This window comes from Peterkaempfera griseoplana, assembly GCF_001418575.1.
Classification (GTDB): domain Bacteria; phylum Actinomycetota; class Actinomycetes; order Streptomycetales; family Streptomycetaceae; genus Peterkaempfera; species Peterkaempfera griseoplana.
Map to the genome: position 1 here is coordinate 11792 of NZ_LIQR01000077.1, position 15993 is coordinate 27784.

The 15993-nt window shown below is 73.4% G+C and carries 16 protein-coding genes, 7 tRNA genes and 1 pseudogene; 11 read left to right on the forward strand and 13 right to left on the reverse strand.

Features of this window, described 5'->3' with window-relative positions; translation table 11 throughout:
* Window positions 1-5: 5 nt before the first annotated feature.
* The 4 genes from AOK09_RS06030 to AOK09_RS06045 all read right to left on the reverse strand — a co-directional run bounded on the left by AOK09_RS06030 (window position 6) and on the right by AOK09_RS06045 (window position 4488).
* Entirely contained in the window at window positions 6-566 is a 561-nt protein-coding gene (locus tag AOK09_RS06030) for an HIT family protein (protein WP_055586070.1), read from the reverse strand.
* Window positions 567-621: 55 nt separating this feature from the next.
* A complete protein-coding gene (gene thrS / locus AOK09_RS06035) occupies window positions 622-2601 on the reverse strand; it encodes a threonine--tRNA ligase (protein WP_055586071.1) in 1980 nt (659 codons plus the stop codon).
* A 68-nt stretch (window positions 2602-2669) separates the two neighbouring features.
* Window positions 2670-3872 carry a hypothetical protein gene (locus tag AOK09_RS06040; protein ID WP_245687144.1) on the reverse strand — a complete coding sequence of 401 codons (1203 nt, stop codon included), beginning with the start codon at window positions 3870-3872 and terminating at the stop codon, window positions 2670-2672.
* A 49-nt stretch (window positions 3873-3921) separates the two neighbouring features.
* Entirely contained in the window at window positions 3922-4488 is a 567-nt protein-coding gene (locus tag AOK09_RS06045; RefSeq protein ID WP_055586072.1) for a DUF4365 domain-containing protein, read from the reverse strand.
* A gap of 182 nt (window positions 4489-4670) precedes the next feature.
* Between AOK09_RS06045 and AOK09_RS06050 the strand changes: the two genes are divergently transcribed.
* Entirely contained in the window at window positions 4671-5441 is a 771-nt protein-coding gene (locus AOK09_RS06050; protein WP_055586073.1) for a 3'-5' exonuclease, read from the forward strand.
* 52 nt (window positions 5442-5493) lie between these two features.
* On the opposite strand, the gene AOK09_RS06055 is transcribed toward AOK09_RS06050, so the two are convergent.
* The 3 genes from AOK09_RS06055 to AOK09_RS06065 form a co-directional block, all read right to left on the reverse strand.
* A tRNA-Val gene (locus tag AOK09_RS06055) sits at window positions 5494-5565 on the reverse strand.
* Between the two features lie 183 nt (window positions 5566-5748).
* Window positions 5749-5820, reverse strand: a tRNA-Val gene (locus AOK09_RS06060).
* Window positions 5821-5889: 69 nt separating this feature from the next.
* The gene (locus tag AOK09_RS06065; protein ID WP_079062797.1) at window positions 5890-6384 is read right to left on the reverse strand and encodes a TIGR02611 family protein; all 495 of its coding nucleotides are present in this window, start codon (window positions 6382-6384) and stop codon (window positions 5890-5892) included.
* Between the two features lie 207 nt (window positions 6385-6591).
* Here AOK09_RS06065 and AOK09_RS06070 point away from each other — a divergent pair, with 207 nt between their 5' ends.
* Together AOK09_RS06070 and AOK09_RS06075 are read left to right on the forward strand one after the other, a co-directional pair.
* Entirely contained in the window at window positions 6592-7005 is a 414-nt protein-coding gene (locus AOK09_RS06070; protein WP_055586074.1) for an SsgA family sporulation/cell division regulator, read from the forward strand.
* A gap of 293 nt (window positions 7006-7298) precedes the next feature.
* Entirely contained in the window at window positions 7299-7895 is a 597-nt protein-coding gene (locus tag AOK09_RS06075; protein ID WP_055586075.1) for a CGNR zinc finger domain-containing protein, read from the forward strand.
* Window positions 7896-7908: 13 nt separating this feature from the next.
* Here AOK09_RS06075 and AOK09_RS06080 read toward each other — a convergent pair whose 3' ends face one another.
* A complete protein-coding gene (locus tag AOK09_RS06080) occupies window positions 7909-8406 on the reverse strand; it encodes a hypothetical protein (protein ID WP_055586076.1) in 498 nt (165 codons plus the stop codon).
* A 63-nt stretch (window positions 8407-8469) separates the two neighbouring features.
* Here AOK09_RS06080 and AOK09_RS06085 point away from each other — a divergent pair, with 63 nt between their 5' ends.
* Window positions 8470-8970, forward strand: a complete 501-nt coding sequence (locus AOK09_RS06085) for a DsbA family protein (protein ID WP_055586077.1) — start codon at window positions 8470-8472, stop codon at window positions 8968-8970.
* 56 nt (window positions 8971-9026) lie between these two features.
* On the opposite strand, the gene AOK09_RS06090 is transcribed toward AOK09_RS06085, so the two are convergent.
* The 3 genes from AOK09_RS06090 to AOK09_RS06100 form a co-directional block, all read right to left on the reverse strand.
* Complete coding sequence (locus tag AOK09_RS06090) at window positions 9027-9893, reverse strand: GNAT family N-acetyltransferase (protein ID WP_055586078.1); 867 nt, start codon at window positions 9891-9893, stop codon at window positions 9027-9029.
* Window positions 9894-10024: 131 nt separating this feature from the next.
* Entirely contained in the window at window positions 10025-10846 is an 822-nt protein-coding gene (locus tag AOK09_RS06095) for an aminotransferase class IV (protein WP_055586079.1), read from the reverse strand.
* Window positions 10847-10859: 13 nt separating this feature from the next.
* On the reverse strand, window positions 10860-11888 hold the full coding sequence (locus AOK09_RS06100; RefSeq protein WP_055586085.1) for a chorismate-binding protein: 1029 nt from the start codon (window positions 11886-11888) through the stop codon (window positions 10860-10862).
* Between the two features lie 301 nt (window positions 11889-12189).
* Here AOK09_RS06100 and AOK09_RS06105 point away from each other — a divergent pair.
* From AOK09_RS06105 to AOK09_RS06125, 5 genes are all read left to right on the forward strand, one after another.
* Window positions 12190-12262: transfer RNA gene (locus tag AOK09_RS06105), tRNA-Gly, on the forward strand.
* Between the two features lie 28 nt (window positions 12263-12290).
* Window positions 12291-12364 (forward strand) — tRNA-Cys (locus tag AOK09_RS06110).
* A gap of 31 nt (window positions 12365-12395) precedes the next feature.
* Window positions 12396-12467 (forward strand) — tRNA-Val (locus AOK09_RS06115).
* Window positions 12468-12541: 74 nt separating this feature from the next.
* Window positions 12542-12613, forward strand: a tRNA-Val gene (locus tag AOK09_RS06120).
* Between the two features lie 40 nt (window positions 12614-12653).
* Window positions 12654-12725 (forward strand) — tRNA-Val (locus tag AOK09_RS06125).
* 146 nt (window positions 12726-12871) lie between these two features.
* Here the strand turns inward: AOK09_RS06125 and AOK09_RS06130 are convergent.
* Window positions 12872-13183, reverse strand: coding sequence for a TFIIB-type zinc ribbon-containing protein (locus AOK09_RS06130; protein ID WP_055586086.1), 312 nt, complete (start codon window positions 13181-13183; stop codon window positions 12872-12874).
* A 69-nt stretch (window positions 13184-13252) separates the two neighbouring features.
* Complete coding sequence (locus AOK09_RS06135) at window positions 13253-14236, reverse strand: phosphotransferase family protein (RefSeq protein WP_055586087.1); 984 nt, start codon at window positions 14234-14236, stop codon at window positions 13253-13255.
* A gap of 936 nt (window positions 14237-15172) precedes the next feature.
* Between AOK09_RS06135 and AOK09_RS41770 the strand changes: the two genes are divergently transcribed.
* Together AOK09_RS41770 and AOK09_RS41775 are read left to right on the forward strand one after the other, a co-directional pair.
* Window positions 15173-15594, forward strand: a 422-nt coding sequence (locus tag AOK09_RS41770; RefSeq protein ID WP_245687145.1) for a protein kinase domain-containing protein, incomplete at its 3' end; no start/stop codon positions are given.
* A gap of 2 nt (window positions 15595-15596) precedes the next feature.
* A pseudogene (locus AOK09_RS41775) lies at window positions 15597-15993 on the forward strand (protein kinase domain-containing protein); the annotation flags it as partial.

Sequence of the window (15993 nt, forward strand, 5' to 3'; positions counted from 1 at the left end):
CGGCGTCAGTCCTGGGGCCAGGCGTCGGCGAGCATCTTGCGGGTGTCGGCGAGCAGCTGCGGCAGCACCTTGGTGTGGCCGACGACCGGCATGAAGTTGGTGTCCCCGCCCCAGCGCGGCACCACATGCTGGTGGAGGTGGGCGGCGATGCCCGCACCGGCCACCGAGCCCTGGTTCATGCCGATGTTGAAGCCGTGCGCCCCGGAGGCGATCCGCAGCGCCACCATGGCCCGCTTGGTGAGCAGGCCGAGTTCGGCGGTCTCGGCGTCGTCCAGCTCGGTGTAGTCGGCGACATGGCGGTAGGGGACCACCATCAGATGGCCGCCGTTGTACGGGTAGAGGTTGAGCACCGCGTACACACTGCTGCCGCGGGCCACCACCAGCCCGTCCTCGTCGCTCTTGGCGGGGATGCTGCAGAACGGGCAGCCGTCGTCCTCGCCGGGCCCGGTGGGCTTGCCCTCGCCCTTGATGTACGCCATACGGTGCGGGGTCCACAGACGCTGGAAACCGTCCGGCTCCCCGACCCCCTGCTGCAGCTCCGGCTCGCTCGTCATGCGGATCAGCATATGCGCCGCAGGGCGGCTCCCCGAAGGGAACCGCCCTGCTCCACGGACCGCGGGGTCAGACCTCGGCCCTCTCCTGCACGGCCTTGAGGATCTCGGCCACGGCCTCGTCGAACGGGATGCCGTTCTGCTGCGAGCCGTCGCGGAAGCGGAAGGAGACGGAGTTGTTGGACATGTCCTCGTCGCCCGCGATGACCATGAAGGGCACCTTCTGCTTCTGGGCGTTGCGGATCTTCTTCTGCATGCGGTCGGAGGAGGAGTCGACGTCGACCCGCAGCCCCTTGGCCCTGGCCGCGGCGGCGAACTTCTCCAGGTACTCGACGTGCGCGTCGCCGACCGGGATGCCGACCGCCTGGACCGGCGCCAGCCACGCCGGGAAGGCGCCCGCGTAGTGCTCCAGCAGCACGGCGAAGAAGCGCTCGATCGAGCCGAACAGTGCGCGGTGGATCATCACCGGGCGCTGCTTGGAGCCGTCCGCGGCGGTGTACTCCAGGTTGAAGCGCTCGGGCAGGTTGAAGTCCAGCTGGACGGTGGACATCTGCCAGGTGCGGCCGATGGCGTCCTTGGCCTGGACCGAGATCTTCGGGCCGTAGAAGGCCGCGCCGCCCGGGTCCGGGACCAGCGGGAGGCCCTGCTTCTCGGCCACCTGCCGCAGGGTCTCGGTGGCCTCCTCCCACACCTCGTCCGAGCCGACGAACTTGTTCGGGTCCTTGGTGGAGAGTTCCAGGTAGAAGTCGGTCAGACCGTAGTCGCGCAGCAGGTTGAGCACGAAGGTGAGCGTGCGGTCGAGCTCGTCGGCCATCTGCTCACGGGTGCAGTAGATGTGCGCGTCGTCCTGGGTGAAACCGCGGGCGCGGGTCAGACCGTGCACGACGCCCGACTTCTCGTACCGGTACACGGTCCCGAACTCGAAGAGCCGCAGCGGCAGTTCGCGGTAGGACCGCCCCCGCGCGTCGAAGATCAGGTTGTGCATCGGGCAGTTCATGGGCTTGAGGTAGTAGTCCACGCCCTCGTCGAGCTGCATGGGCGGGTACATGCCGTCGGCGTACCAGTCCAGGTGGCCCGAGGTCTCGAAGAGCTTCCCCTTGGTGGCGTGCGGGGTGTAGACGAACTCGTAGCCCTCCTCCTCGTGCCGGCGGCGCGAGTAGTCCTCCATCACCCGGCGGACGATGCCGCCCCTGGGGTGGAAGACGGCCAGGCCGGAACCGATCTGCTCCGGGATGGAGAAGAGGTCAAGCTCGGCGCCGAGCTTGCGGTGGTCGCGCTTCTCGGCCTCGACGAGGAAGTCCAGGTGCGCCTTGAGCTCGTCCTTGGTCGGCCAGGCGGTGCCGTAGATCCGCTGGAGCTGCTTGTTCTTCTCGCTGCCGCGCCAGTAGGCGGCAGCGGAGCGCATCAGCTTGAACGCCGGGATCAGCCGGGTGGTGGGCAGGTGGGGACCCCGGCAGAGGTCCTTCCAGCACAGCTCGCCGGTCTTGGCGTCCAGGTTGTCGTAGATGGTGAGCTCACCGGCGCCGACCTCGGCGGAGGCGCCGTCGGCGGCCTCGGCGGCCGACCCCTTGAGCCCGATCAGCTCCAGCTTGTACGGCTCGGCGGCCAGCTCCTCGCGGGCGGCGTCGTCGGTCACCGCGCGGCGGGAGAAGCGCTGTCCGCGCTTGATGATCTCCTGCATCTTCTTCTCGACGGCCTTGAGGTCGTCGGGGTGGAAGGGCTTCTCGACGTCGAAGTCGTAGTAGAAGCCGTCCTTGATCGGCGGACCGATGCCCAGCTTGGCCTCGGGGAAGATCTCCTGCACCGCCTGCGCCATGACGTGCGCGGTGGAGTGGCGCAGGATGGCCAGGCCGTCCTCGCTGGTGACGGCGACGGGCTCGACCTCGTCGCCGTCCTGGAGCTGGTACGCCAGATCCTTGAGCACACCGGCGACCCGGGCGGCGACGACGGAGCGGTCGTCCGCGAACAGGTCGGCGGCCGTGGTGCCCGTGGTCACCGCTCGCTCTTCCCGATCGGGTTCGCGGTTGATGATCACATGGACGTCCGACACCGGTCTCTCCTGACTCGCGGAAAACGTTCCTCGCAGCGTACGGGGCTGCGGAACGATGGTACCGAGAATTACCGCCCGTCCTCGTCCGGACGGTCCCGCAGCGACTTGAACAGCCGGTCCCGCTCGGCCTCGTCCAGCTCGCAGAGCGCGAGGTCGCGGGCCCGGGTCAGCCGCCGGAAGCCGCCCTTGCGCTCCAGCCGCCCGCTGAGCTGCAGCGGAACCCCGGCCAGATGCGCCTCGACCGCCGTACGGTACGCCTCCTCGCCCAGCCTGGTGCGGACCTCGGCCACCTCGGCCCCCGCCAGCACCCGCAGCCGTACCGATCCGGCGCCGTCCGGCCTGGGCCGCCTCAGCCGCACCACCGCGGCGGTGATCCGCACCTCCACGGCCGGCTCGCTGTGCTCCAGCCGCTCCGCGGCCTCCCGCAGCGCCGGCAGGTCCCCGGGGGAGAACTCCACCGCCGGACCGCGGTCGGCGAAACCCCGGGGGGCGCCGGCCGACGGCGACCAGCCAAGGGTGATCTGCGCCCCCTCACTGCCGGTCACCAGCCGCTCCACCGACGCCACCAGCTCACGGCTGACGCCCGCCTGCACCGCGTTGTCGAAGGCGTCCGGGCGGCCGGTGGCACGGCGGTAGTCCACCGCGTCCCGCATCGCCTCCAGGGCGCGCACCAGGGTGGTGGTAGTGCCCCGGCCCTCCGGCGCGGGGGTGTACGCGGTGAGCCCGCCGGCCGGGCCGCCGGACTCCACCACCAGCACCCGCCGCAGGAAGGCGGCGGCGTGACCGTCCAGCCGGGCCCCGAAGTAGGCCGCCCTGGCCCGCCCGGCCTTGGCCGCCGCCCGCAGCATCCCGGCCGCGGCGCCGCGCAGCGCGTCCCCCTCCTCCCAGGGCAGGGCCGCCTCCCAGGGCACCGGTCCGCCCGCCCCCGGCACCTCCCTCACCCAGTGCACCTCGTCACCGGGGACGCTGAGCGCCTGCAGCACCGTACGGGCCGACGGCAGCCCGCAGCGGGCCAGCGCGGCGACCGCCTCGGCCATCAGATCGGCGGCGTCGTCGAAGCCGTCGCCCGCCGGGACCAGCAGACTGAGTCCGGCGCCCGCGCCGCCGCCGGGCGGCGTCCAGCGCCCGTAACGGCCCGCCGGGCCGCCGCGCCGTACCCAGCCGTGCCGGGCCAGCAGGGCGCCCAGCACCCCGGGGTCGACCCCGGCAGGATCGGGCAGCGCCGGGTCGCCCCGGCCGCTGCCGCCGATGTCACGCCGTATCGCTGTCACGCCGCGCCTCCCGCCGCCGTGGCCGCCACTCCGGGGAGGTGATACCCCGTCATGGGCTCCCGCCCGCCCCGACGCGCGCCATGATGTCGCAGAGCGCGCGGTCGTCGAAGATCCGCGCCGTGGGGATGCGCACATTGGTGCGGCGCCGCCCGGTTATCGGGTGCCCCGCCAGATTGACCCAGTAACAGCAGTGCCGGAGCTCCAGCCGGTCCGGGTGGGCCAGCAGCCAGTCGTCCATCACGGTGGGCAGCAGCATCACCACCAGGATCTTGGGCACCGCCACCTGCTGCCTGGCCAGTTTTCGCAGATGGTCGTTGTCCAGGGTGAAGCTGAAGAACGGCCCGGGCGGGCAGGGGGCGACCTGCTGGGTGGCCTTGAGCTGCACCTTGACGGTGACCTCGTCGTCCACCGCGTGGGCGGACGAGCCGTGGCTGAGGTGCCAGTCGATGCCGTTGTCCGGGAACGGCTGGGAGAGCGAGCACCCCGCCGCCGCCGCGACCGCGTGCAGATACGCCACCTGAAGGGTCTCCATACAGGCGGTGGTCGCCAGGTCTCCCCGCAGTGGTGCGGCCCGGGCGGTCGGCGATCCACCGGGCTCGGGCTGTGTGAGGGCCATTGCCGTGTCTTCCCCGTGTCCCCGTGGCGGCCTGCGTCCCCGGCTTCGGACGGGCCGTCACCATTGGTGATCCCCCACGACGGAGCGTTGAAACTCGCAGGTCGGAGCAGGGTTGCGAGGGGTGGGCGAACGGGTATGAACTCGCCAGTAGGCAAGGCTGCAGGGGGAAGTGAGGGTCCGTCATGGAGCGCTGGTACGAGGGGCCGCTCGCCGCCTTCGACACCGAGACCACCGGCGTGGACGTGGAGAACGACCGGATCGTCTCCGCGGCGCTGGTGCTCCAGCCCGCCCGGGGCGTTCCGGTGCAGACCTTCACCTGGCTCGCAGACCCCGGCATACCGATCCCCGAGGGCGCCCGGGCGGTGCACGGGATCACCGACGAGCAGGTGCGGGAGCACGGCCGGCCGCCGCGCACGGTGGTGGAGGAGCTGGCCAGGGCGCTGTCCGAGCGGGCCCGGGCGGGGGTGCCCCTGGTGGTGATGAACGCTCCGTACGACCTGACGCTGCTGGACCGGGAGCTGAGGCGGCACCGCGGCCGGGCGCTGACCGACTACCTGACGGACGCCCCTCTGCTGGTGCTGGACCCGCGGGTGCTGGACAAGCACGTCGACCGCTACCGCAAGGGACGCCGGACGCTGACCGATCTCTGCGCCCACTACGGGGTGACCCTGGGCGCCGCACACGACGCCTCCGCGGACGCGCTGGCCTCGCTGCAGCTGGTGCGGGAACTGGGCCGCAAGCACCCGGGCACGCTGGGGGCCCTCTCCCCCGCCGAGCTGCATCTGCGCCAGACGGTGTGGCACGCGGCGCAGGCCCGGGGGCTGCAGGCCTGGTTCGAGCGGTCCGGCACCCCGGAGCAGGTGGACACGGCCTGGCCGCTGCGTCCGCAGCGCTGTGTCTGCGGCCGCCGGCTGCTGCCCGGCCGGGAGCACCGCTGTGAGGCGGTCGCCTGAGGGAACGGCGAAGGCCCCGGTCGGACGGATCCGACCGGGGCCTTCATCCCGGTGGGCGATACTGGGATCGAACCAGTGACCTCTTCGGTGTGAACGAAGCGCTCTCCCGCTGAGCTAATCGCCCGGGCACAGGAAGAACATTAGCACTACTCCGGAGCCTCGCCGCAACGCCGTCCCCGGTGATCGACCGTCAGGGCCGCCCGGAGCGCGGGGCACTGCGGCGGACGAGCACCGGCGGACATTCCCGGTCGATTGTTACGACAATGCGGAAAAACCCGGCCGGAAATCCGGCCGGGTTTATTCCCGGTGGGCGATACTGGGATCGAACCAGTGACCTCTTCGGTGTGAACGAAGCGCTCTCCCGCTGAGCTAATCGCCCGGGCGCAGGGAAAACATTACCGCATCCCATGGGGTGGTCGTGACCAGCCGCTGCCCGGCCCCGCCGCACTCACCACGGCGGCTTCCAGCCCACCGTCCTGACGTACAGCACCACTCCCGCGGTGATCAGCATCAGCAGCACCACCAGGATCACCAGGTTGCGCCGCCGCACCCGGGGGTCCATGGCCCGCCGGGCGTACTCGGTCAGTTTGACCTTGGTCCAGTGCAGCAGCCGCTGCGCCCAGAGGAACTCGCCGGCGAGGATCGCCAGCCCGGCGAAGATGATCGCCCAGCCGGGGCCGGGCAACGGCAGCAGCAGGATCCCGCCGGCGATCACTCCACCGCCCACCACCGCCACCCCGATCCGCCAGGCCAGACGGAGCGCCCGGGAGCGGCGGACGAACGCGGGGGCCCTGGAGCCGAACCTGTGCCCGTCCGTCCCGCCGTCCGGCCGGGGCGGCTCGACCCTGGTCGCGCCACCGGGCCGGCCCGGCGTCCGGCCGGGCACCGCGAGGGGCTCGGGAGGGGCCTCGCCGATGCTCTTGTCGTTCTTGTGCGGCGCCATGCTCGAAAACCTACCCGAGTGATTCCCGACAGTGCGTGCGGACGACTCACCGGAACGGGCGCAGCAGCGTTTCCGCGATGCGCCGGAAGGGGTACGGAGCCGCCCCTAATCGGGACAGAGGGGTTTACACCGGTCGCCATGGTGGGATGGTCCGTTCGCCGACGTGCGATTCCCCGAGCGCACACTGAGCGAAAGGCCCTGGCGCTTATGAACACCACGGTCAGCTGCGAGCTGCACCTGCGCCTCATCGTGTCGAGCGACTCCTCGCTGCCCGTCCCCGCGGGCCTGCGCTACGACACGGCCGACCCCTATGCCGTGCACGCCACGTTCCACACCGGAGCCGACGAGACCGTGGAGTGGGTGTTCGCCCGCGACCTCCTGGCGGAGGGGCTGCACCGGCCGACCGGTACCGGCGACGTACGCGTGTGGCCCTCCCGCAGTCATGGGCAGGGCGTCGTCTGCATCGCCCTGAGTTCCCCGGAAGGAGAAGCGCTCCTCGAAGCGCCGGCGCGCGCGCTGGAGTCATTCCTCAAGCGCACCGACGCGGCGGTGCCGCCCGGCACCGAGCACCGTCACTTCGATCTGGACCGGGAGCTGTCCCACATCCTGGCGGAGAGCTGACCGCCGGAACGGGGCGCTCCGCCGTCCGGTGCCGCACCGGCCGTCCTACTCGGGGGCACGGCCGAACCGGCACCTCGTCCACCCGTCCGCACCATCCAGGCGGCCGGGGCAGCGCAACACCGTCAGCCGATGTGGTCGCCGTCGTGCCCTGGTACGGCGGCGGCCACATCGCTGTGCCGCGGTACGGCGCCCCCCGGACGGCGCCCTGACGGTAGAGTCGCGGGGACCGACGCGGGCGGCCACGCCCCGCCGCAGCCCGGGCCGGGCCCGGACGCCGAGCGAGGAGTCTCGACGTGCTGATCACCCATGACACCGAGTGCGCCCTGGGCATGCTCGTCGACCTCCTCAACACCGCCCCGGAGGCGTGCGGCCAGGAGGAGCTCCCCGATCTGCAGGCCCTGCGGGACTTCGTCGTCCGGCGGGAGATCAGCGACGTCGGCGCCCTGGACCAGGGCGACCTGGAGGCGGTGCACACGCTGCGCGACCGCCTCCGGGCCGTCTTCGCCGCCCCCTCCACCCGGGCCGCGGCGGACCTGGTGAACGCCCTGGTCGCCGCCGCCGGCACCACTCCGCGGCTCACCGACCACGACGGCCACGACTGGCACATGCACTACTTCGCGCCCGGTGCGGCCCTGGTGGACCACATCGCGGCCGAGGGCGGGATGGCGCTGGGCTTCATCCTGGTCGCGGACGAACGGGAGCGGCTGCGGCAGTGCGAGGCGCCGGACTGCGCCCGGGTGTTCGTGGACCTCTCCCGCAACCGGTCGCGCCGCTACTGCGACAGCCGGACCTGCGGAAACCGGCTGCATGTGGCGGCGTACCGGGCGCGCCAGCGCTCCGCCGCGGACGCTCCGGACCCCGTGCCGGCGTCCGTGGGCGCCGGCCGCTGACCACGCCGCGGGGTCAGATCCCCCGCTTGCGGAGGATCTCCTCGATCTCCGAGAAGTCACCCAGGTCGTCGCCGCCGGCCCGGGCGGAGGGCTTCGACGCGGGCTTCGGCGCCGGCTCGGCGCCGGGCGCGGGCACCGGACGCCCCACGGCGGCCGGGGCGCCGGTGCCCGCGGCCCTGGCGTCCACGGCGCGTGAGGGCGCCCCGGCGGACGGACGGCCCGTCCGCCGCCGGGAGGCGATCCTGGCGGCGGCGAAGAGCACCAGGGACAGCGCCAGCAGCCCCAGGCCGGTCCACACCCGGGGGTCCAGCACCAGGGCGGTGGCCCAGTCCGCCAGCGCATGCCCGATCCGCCGCAGCGTCGGCACCAGCCCCGCCAGATACGCCCCGGCGGGCAGCAGCGCCACGGCCGTCCAGCGCGTCGCCTGCACATAACGCCGTCGTACGGCCGTCAGCAGCGCGACCACCAGACCCGCCGCGGTCAGCGCGTAACACACCACCTCGCTCGTCACACCCCCATCGTGCCCCACCGGCCGAGCGGCAACCGCAGGCCCTCGTGATGGGAGACTTGCAGCATGACCGACGGTTCCCTGCCCCGCCTCGAGTGGTGGTGCGAGCTCCAGTGCCCGGACTGCCGCACCTCCCTGGACGACCTCCGCGCGCTGCGCGCCGCCTACGGCGGCGCGCTGCAGGTGGAGCTGCGCCACTTCCCGCTGGAGAAGCACAAGCACTCCTTCGCCGCGGCCCAGGCCGCGGAGGAGGCGTTCGCCCAGGGCCGCGGCTGGCCCTTCGTGGAGGCGGTGCTGGAGCGGGTCGGGGAGCTGGAGCGGCGCGGCACCGACCTGCTGCTGGAGGTGGCCGGGGAGCTGGGCCTGGACGCCGAGGAGATGGACACCGCGCTGGTCGACGGGCGGCACACCCTGGTGGTGGACGCCGACCACGCGGAGGGCCGCGCCATCGGGGTGACCGGCACACCCACCTATGTGGTCGCGGGGGAGCGGCTGGACGGCGGCAGCAGCCAGCAGGGGCTGCGCGAGCGGATCACCGCCGTACTGGAGCGGCACCGCGCGGGCTGAGCCCGGGGCCGGCTCCGGGCGGGAGGACCCCTGGAACGCTCGGGTACGGGCGCAGGTCAGAGCAGCCGCTTGCCGAGGCGCCTCGCGGTGGTCCGGTAGCCGAGCGAACCGTAGAGGCCGCCGGCCACCGGGTTGTCCGCGAAGACGTTGAGCCCCAGGTGGCGCACGCCCTCCGCCAGGCAGGCCCGCTCGGCCAGCAGCATCAGCGCGCGGCCGTGGCCGCGGCCGCGGGCCTGCTCGGCGACGTCCACGGAGAGCACCCAGGCCAGGTCCTCACCGCCGGGCAGGGTGCGGCCGCGCAGCTGTACCCAGAGGTCGCCCAGCGGTTCCGCGTCAGCGGGCTGCTCCGGCAGCAGGCGGGTGAGGAGCGTGTCCCGGGTGTGCGGGCCGTCGGGCAGCAGCCTCCGGTGGTCGTCCGCCGACTTGGCGCGGGCCTGCTCCTCGGTGAGTCCGGAGGCGACCAGTTCCCCGATGTAGCGCTCCTCCCCCGCCGCGGCCCACCCGGGGAACTCCGCCTCGCCGATGGGCCGCGCCCGCAGACCGGCGGGGAGGGCGGGCGGTTCCGCGACGAGGTGCTTGACCATGGTGCGGCTGCGCTCCCGGTAGCCGAGGGCCAGCGCCAGCCGCAGCGCGGCGGTGCACTCCTCGGGGATGTCGGCATCGACCCGGGTGCAGTCCCAGCCGCGCAGCACCTCCTCCGCGGCCAGCACCGCCACGGTGCCGCGGCCGCGCCGGCGGCCCTCGGTGATCTCCAGTTCCGCGATGCCGCCCTGGAGGCCGCGCCGGCCGACGCCGGCCGGTCCTCCGGCGGTGACACGCACCCCGCCGACCGGCCGGCCGTTGGCGCAGACGCTGTAGCGGCGGGTGCGACCGCCGTCCGGCAGCGCCTCCTCCGGGCCGTCGGGCCGCAGTGTGGTGGTCATGGGCGGGTACCGCCTCTCCTGAGTGGCCGGCCGATGTCCCGGACCGCCGCACGGGGGGTGCGGACGGCCCGGGAGAGGCTAGCCGGGCCGGGGCGGCGCGGCCATGCCTTTCAGCGCCGGTCGCGCGCCTTTCAGCGGGGGTCGCGGTCGGCGGCGCTGCGCTCGGCGAAGACCGCCATGGCCTTGGCGGTGACCGGGCCGGGCGCGCCGGGGAGCAGGCGGCCGTCGATCCGCTCCACCGCCTGGACGTCACGCAGGGTCGAGGTCAGGAAGACCTCGTCGGAGTCCTGGAGGGCGGAGAACGGCAGGTCGGTCTCCTCGGCGTCCAGCCAGTCCACCACCAGGGCACGGGTGATCCCGGCGAGGCAGCCGGAGTCCAGCGCCGGGGTGAGCAGCCGGCCGCCGCGGACCACGAAGACATTGGAGCCGGTGCCCTCGCAGAGGCTGCCCACGGTGTTGCCGAAGAGTGCCTCCGAGGCGCCGCGGCTGTGCGCATGGGCGAGGGCGACCACGTTCTCGGCGTACGAGGTGGACTTCAGGCCCGCGATGGCGCTGCGCTCGTTGCGGGTCCACTCCACGGTGACCACGGCGGTGGTGTCGGGCCGCGGGGTGGCGGAGCCCACCGCGACGACCAGGGTGACGGGTGCGTCACCCCGGTCCGAGCCCAGCGGCGAGAGGCCGCCGGTGCAGGTGATGCGGAGCCGGCCGAACGGCAGCGGGTTGGCCGCCAGCACCTGGCCGCAGGCGTGTGCGACGAGGTCCAGGTCAAGCTCGGGCAGCCCGAGGCCCGCTGCGGAGCGGGCCAGTCGTTCGAGGTGCCGGGTGAGTGCGAAGGCGCTGCCGTCGACGACCTTGAGGGTCTCGAACACGCCGTCGCCCACGGTGAGTCCGTGGTCGAGCACGGAGACGGCGGCGTCCCCCGCATCCATCAGGGAATCGTTGACCCAGATCATGGACTTGCTCCTTCTAGCGCTCGCACTGTTCCTCCTCGTCCGACGCTACCGCCAGCAGCCGGGAGGCCTTCAGTTCGGTCTCCGCCCACTCACCGTCCGGGTCCGATCCCCAGGTGATGCCGGCGCCGGTGCCGAAGCGGACGACGGGGGCCGCCGGGTCGGTGCGGTCGACCCAGAAGGTCCGGATGCCCACGGCGAGTTCGGCCTCACCGCGGTCCGCGTCGACCCAGCCGACGGCGCCGCAGTAGGGGCCGCGCGGGGCGGTCTCCAGCTCCTGGATGATGCGCAGCGCACTGGACTTGGGCGCGCCGGTGACGGAGCCGGGCGGGAACGTGGCGGTGAGTAGTTCCGGCCAGCCCGCGCCTGGGCGCAGGGTGCCCTGGACGGTGGAGACCAGGTGGACCAGCCCCGGGTGCTTCTCCACCGCGCACAGATCGGGGACGGTGACGCTGCCGGTGACGCTGACGCGTCCCAGGTCGTTGCGGACCAGGTCGACGATCATCACGTTCTCGGCGTGATCCTTCTGCCGGAGGTCGGCCTCGGTGCGGCCGGTGCCCTTGATGGGGCCGGAGAGCACGGTCCGTCCCCGGCGGCGCAGATAGAGCTCGGGTGATGCGGTGGCCACCTCCACGCCGTACGCGGGCAGCCGCACCGTGCCGGCGTGCGGGGCGGGGTTGCCCAGGGCGAGGCGGCCGGTGAGGGCGTCCACGTCGGCGCGGGCCGGGTCGGGCAGCGGCGCGCTCAGCACCCGGCAGAGGTTGGCCTGGTAGACCTCGCCGGTGGCGATGCGGTCGCGGATGCGGCGTACGCCGGCGGTGTAGGCGTCGCGGTCCAGGGAGCTGTGCCACGCGGTACGGGCGGGGCCGTGCCAGCCGGCGCCGGACGGCGGGGCGGGGGCGGGCTCGACCCGGTCGAAGCGGGCGCAGGTGATCCGGCCCTCGAACTCCGCGACCACGGCCCAGAATCCGGACGAGTCCAGAGCCGCCGGGTCATGGGTCACCTCGCGCAGACCGGTCGCGATCCGGCCCCCGAAGCGCGCCATGGGCGGCAGTTCGGGCTCGGCGGTGCGGCGGTGGGTGGTGCCGGACACGGTGCTCCTCATGAGGGCGGATCTGCGCGGCGCCGTTGCGCCGGGTCTGCGGAAGTGTAGGTCTCCGCGGGTGGCGGAGCTGTGGCCGCCGGTGCCGCGGCCCGGCTGGGGGACCGGCGGTGTTCGCCCGGTGGAGCCGCACTGCCGCGCCACGCTGCGGATACGGAATTTGAGCTGGGCGGGGAATCCGCTAAAGTTCATGACGTCGCCGGGACGCGGAGCCGCAGGAAGCGGGGAAGCCACCGGAGATCATGCGGACGTGGCTCAGTTGGTAGAGCATCACCTTGCCAAGGTGAGGGTCGCGAGTTCGAATCTCGTCGTCCGCTCGGAGAAGGGTTCACCGACCCTTCACTCGGTGGAGTGGCCGAGAGGCGAGGCAACGGCCTGCAAAGCCGTCTACACGGGTTCAAATCCCGTCTCCACCTCCAAGAGGTCTCCCGGTCCGCCGGGCGTCCTCCAGGGCGATTAGCTCAGCGGGAGAGCACTACCTTGACACGGTAGGGGTCACTGGTTCGATCCCAGTATCGCCCACCGGATCCTCCGGGATCCGGGGGTCGCGCCTTGTGCGTGCACCACCCCTCGGTGGCCGTTCCCTCGGCCGCCCGGGACGATTAGCTCAGCGGGAGAGCACTACCTTGACACGGTAGGGGTCACTGGTTCAATCCCAGTATCGTCCACTCTGCAGGACCGTACGCCGGCAGTTGCTGCGGGCGTCACGGGCGATTAGCTCAGCGGGAGAGCACTACCTTGACACGGTAGGGGTCACTGGTTCGATCCCAGTATCGCCCACATCGAGGCACCATCGAAGGCCGCCGTCCCTCCGGGGACGGCGGCCTTCGCCGTGTGCGGGCAGGATGCGGGGCCTTCCGGGCCGGGGCCCGGTGTCCCGGGGTGAGGCCGGTGTTCCGGGCCGGGGCCCGGAACGTGACGGCACGTCAGGACGAGAAGAGCATCCGCGCGAAGCTGTGGTGACCCCCGTGGTGACCGCCGTGGTGGCCGTAGTCGTGGTGGCCGCCGTGCTGCGGGGCGCCCCAGGCGGGCGTGGAGTGCCCGTAGCCGGCCGGCGGGGCGGGCGGCATCGGCGCCGGCGGCGGCACCGGCTGCGACCAGCGGGCCTCCATCTGGGTCAGCGACTCCAGCTCGCCGTAGTCCAGGAAGACCCCGCGGCAGTTGTCACACTGCTCGATGTGCACTCCGTGCCGGTCGTAGGTACGCATGGTGCCGTGGCACTTGGGACACTGGTACATCTCGTCCATCCCCTCCTTGTTCGCTCGACCGCCCGGCCGGTGTCGTCCGGCGGCCGGTTGCCACCCTACTCATCGGCCGTCCTGCCCCGCCCCGCCGATCCGGGCGCAGGCCGCGACCATCAGCTGCTCGACCTCGTCCGGCGGGCGGCCCTCCCGGGCCGCCCGCACCAGTCCGAGTGCCGCCAGCTGCACCACCAGGGCCCTGGCCGGGACGTCCAGCACCGTCCAGGGGTCGGCCCCGGCGTCCTGCGGCAGCGCACGGCCGCCCGCCGCCCGGTAGGCGCCGAGGAACGCCTGCCAGGGCTCCAGGGGCAGCAGCCCGGCGGCGTACCAGGCCGCAGGACGCGCCAGGTCCCAGGCGGGATCGCCGACGCCCAGGTCGTCCACGTCGATCAGCCGCCAGCCCGCGTAGGGGTCGTCCGCCGCCGCGGACGGGAGGCGGACCAGCTGGCCGAGGTGGAGGTCACCGTGGACCAGCCCGCCGCGGCCGCGCTCCGGGGCCGGGGCGACGCCCCGGGCCCAGGGCGGCAGGGTCGCCGCCGCGACCCTCACCCGATCCGCTCCCGGCACCCCACCGGTGGCCCGGGCCAGGTCCGACAGCCGCCGCAGCGCGGCCGCCACCTTGGCCGGTCCCCCCATCGGGGGCAGCCCCGGCAGGGCCGGGGTGGCGTGCAGCCGGGCGGCGAGCGCTCCGGCCTGCTCCCAGGGCGCCCGCTGCGGCGCCTGCGGGTCGACCGGTTCGCCGGCCGGCCAGGCGGTGACCAGCATGCCGTCCACCTCCAGCAGCATCCGGCCGGTGTCCTCCGCCCGGTGCGGTGCGAGCAGCACCGGCTGAGGCCCGGCGGCAGCCCGCAGACGCAGCTCCAGGGCACGCCGGTCGGTGCCCGGGGCGTGCGCCTTGAGCACACTGCCGCCCAGGCGCAGCACGGTGCCGTCCGGCCGGTCCGCCAGGACGACGGGGGTCGCACCCCGGTCCGCCGCGGGCAGCAGGGCCCGGCCGGCCTCGGGGAGGAGGCCTGCCGTCCGGCTGCTGCTGCGCAGTGCGTGGTCCATGGCGGAGAAGTCAAGCACGGCGCGCCGGCCCCCCACAGCGGTGGCGGCCGCATCCGGATGCCCTCACCGACATCCGGACGCGGCGCCACCGCATGGCCGGGACGGTACGCGTCGCTTCGCCCGTCCGCGTGTCCCACGCGAACGCGTACCGTGCCCCCGGCCGACGCCGGTCCCTATCCCCGGGGACCGGCGCCCGATCAACGTGGCGGCGCACCGTGCCCGGGACACCCTGCGGTGCCCCGGCGCCGGACGCCACCGGGAGCAGCGCCCCGGAGACGGCCGCACTGGTCCCGCCTGTCTGTGCCCGTCCGTGCTCTGCCCGTCTCTGCTGTGCCTGTCTCTGCTGTGCCCGTCTGTGCCGTGCGTGGCGCGGTGGGCGGTGTACCTCGGGGGACGAGCGTCCCGCCCACCGCTGGTCACCACCGTATGTGCGGGGCGGGCACCCGGTCCTCATGCCCGCGTACCGTCCTTTCGGCATCCCGGAGGATGACCCCGGGCCTCCGGCCGTACTACCAGAGACGGAGACACCGGGCCCCGCACCCCGAGGCAACCCTGAGAGCAACCCCGAGGGGCCGTGCCCGGCGGCGGCGATCACACCGCTGACCTGCGTTCCCCACCGCGCACGGCGCAAAACTGACGTGACGTCAGACATGCATGCCTGCACCGGCATCGGCGGTCCCTCCCGGGACGGAGGCGGGCCGCACACCCCGGCCTTCGCGACCCGCCGGACGGGTGACGACGGACGCCCCGGAGAAGCCTCGTCTCCCGGCGTCCCCGGACCGGCCGGCAGGCCCCGGTCGAAGACCTCACGATCCGACAATCCCGTCGCCCGCACAGGCGTTGCGTATCAGCACACCACTGGGGCCAGTCCGTAAGCTGTGCCGGGAAGAGATCAGGCGATGCCCCGGTGCGGGGGATTGAGGCGGCGGGAAGCGTATGGCGTTGATGCGGCTCCGAAGGGAGGATCCGCGCGTCGTCGGCTCCTACCGGCTGCACCGAAGACTGGGCACCGGCGGGATGGGCGTGGTCTACCTCGGCTCCGACCGCCGGGGGCAGCGGGTGGCGCTGAAGCTGATCCGCGCCGAACTCGCCGGGGACGCAGAGTTCCGCACCCGCTTCGCCCGCGAGGTCGCCGCCGCCTCCCGCATCCGGGGCGGCTGCACCGCCCGGCTGGTCGCCGCCGACATCGACGCCGAACGCCCCTGGCTGGCCACCGCCTATGTGCCCGGACCCTCGCTCTACAAGCGGGTCGGGGACGAGGGGCCGCTGGCCTGGCCCGAAGTCGCCTCCATCGGCGCCGCGTTGGCCGAGGGCCTGGTGCATGTGCACGAGGCCGGGGTGGTGCACCGCGACCTCAANNTCATCGACTTCGGCATCGCCTGGTCGCTGGGCGCCAGCACCCTCACCCATGTCGGCACCGCCGTGGGCTCCCCCGGCTTTCTCGCCCCGGAGCAGGTACGGGGCGCCGCGGTGACCCCCGCCACCGATGTCTTCGCCCTGGGCGCGACGCTCGCCTACGCGGCCACCGGGGAGTCGCCCTTCGGCTCCGGGACGTCGGAGGTGATGCTGTACCGGGTGGTGCACGAGGAGCCGGACCTGGCCTCGGTCCCGGGGGCGCTGGCCCCCCTGATCCGTGCCTGCCTGGCCAAGGAGTCCGCCGACCGGCCGGGAGCGGTGCAGCTCCATGAGCGGCTGAGGGAACTGGCCGCGCGCGGCACCGTCGCGCCCGCCGGACGCGCCGCCCAGCAGCCGGGGCG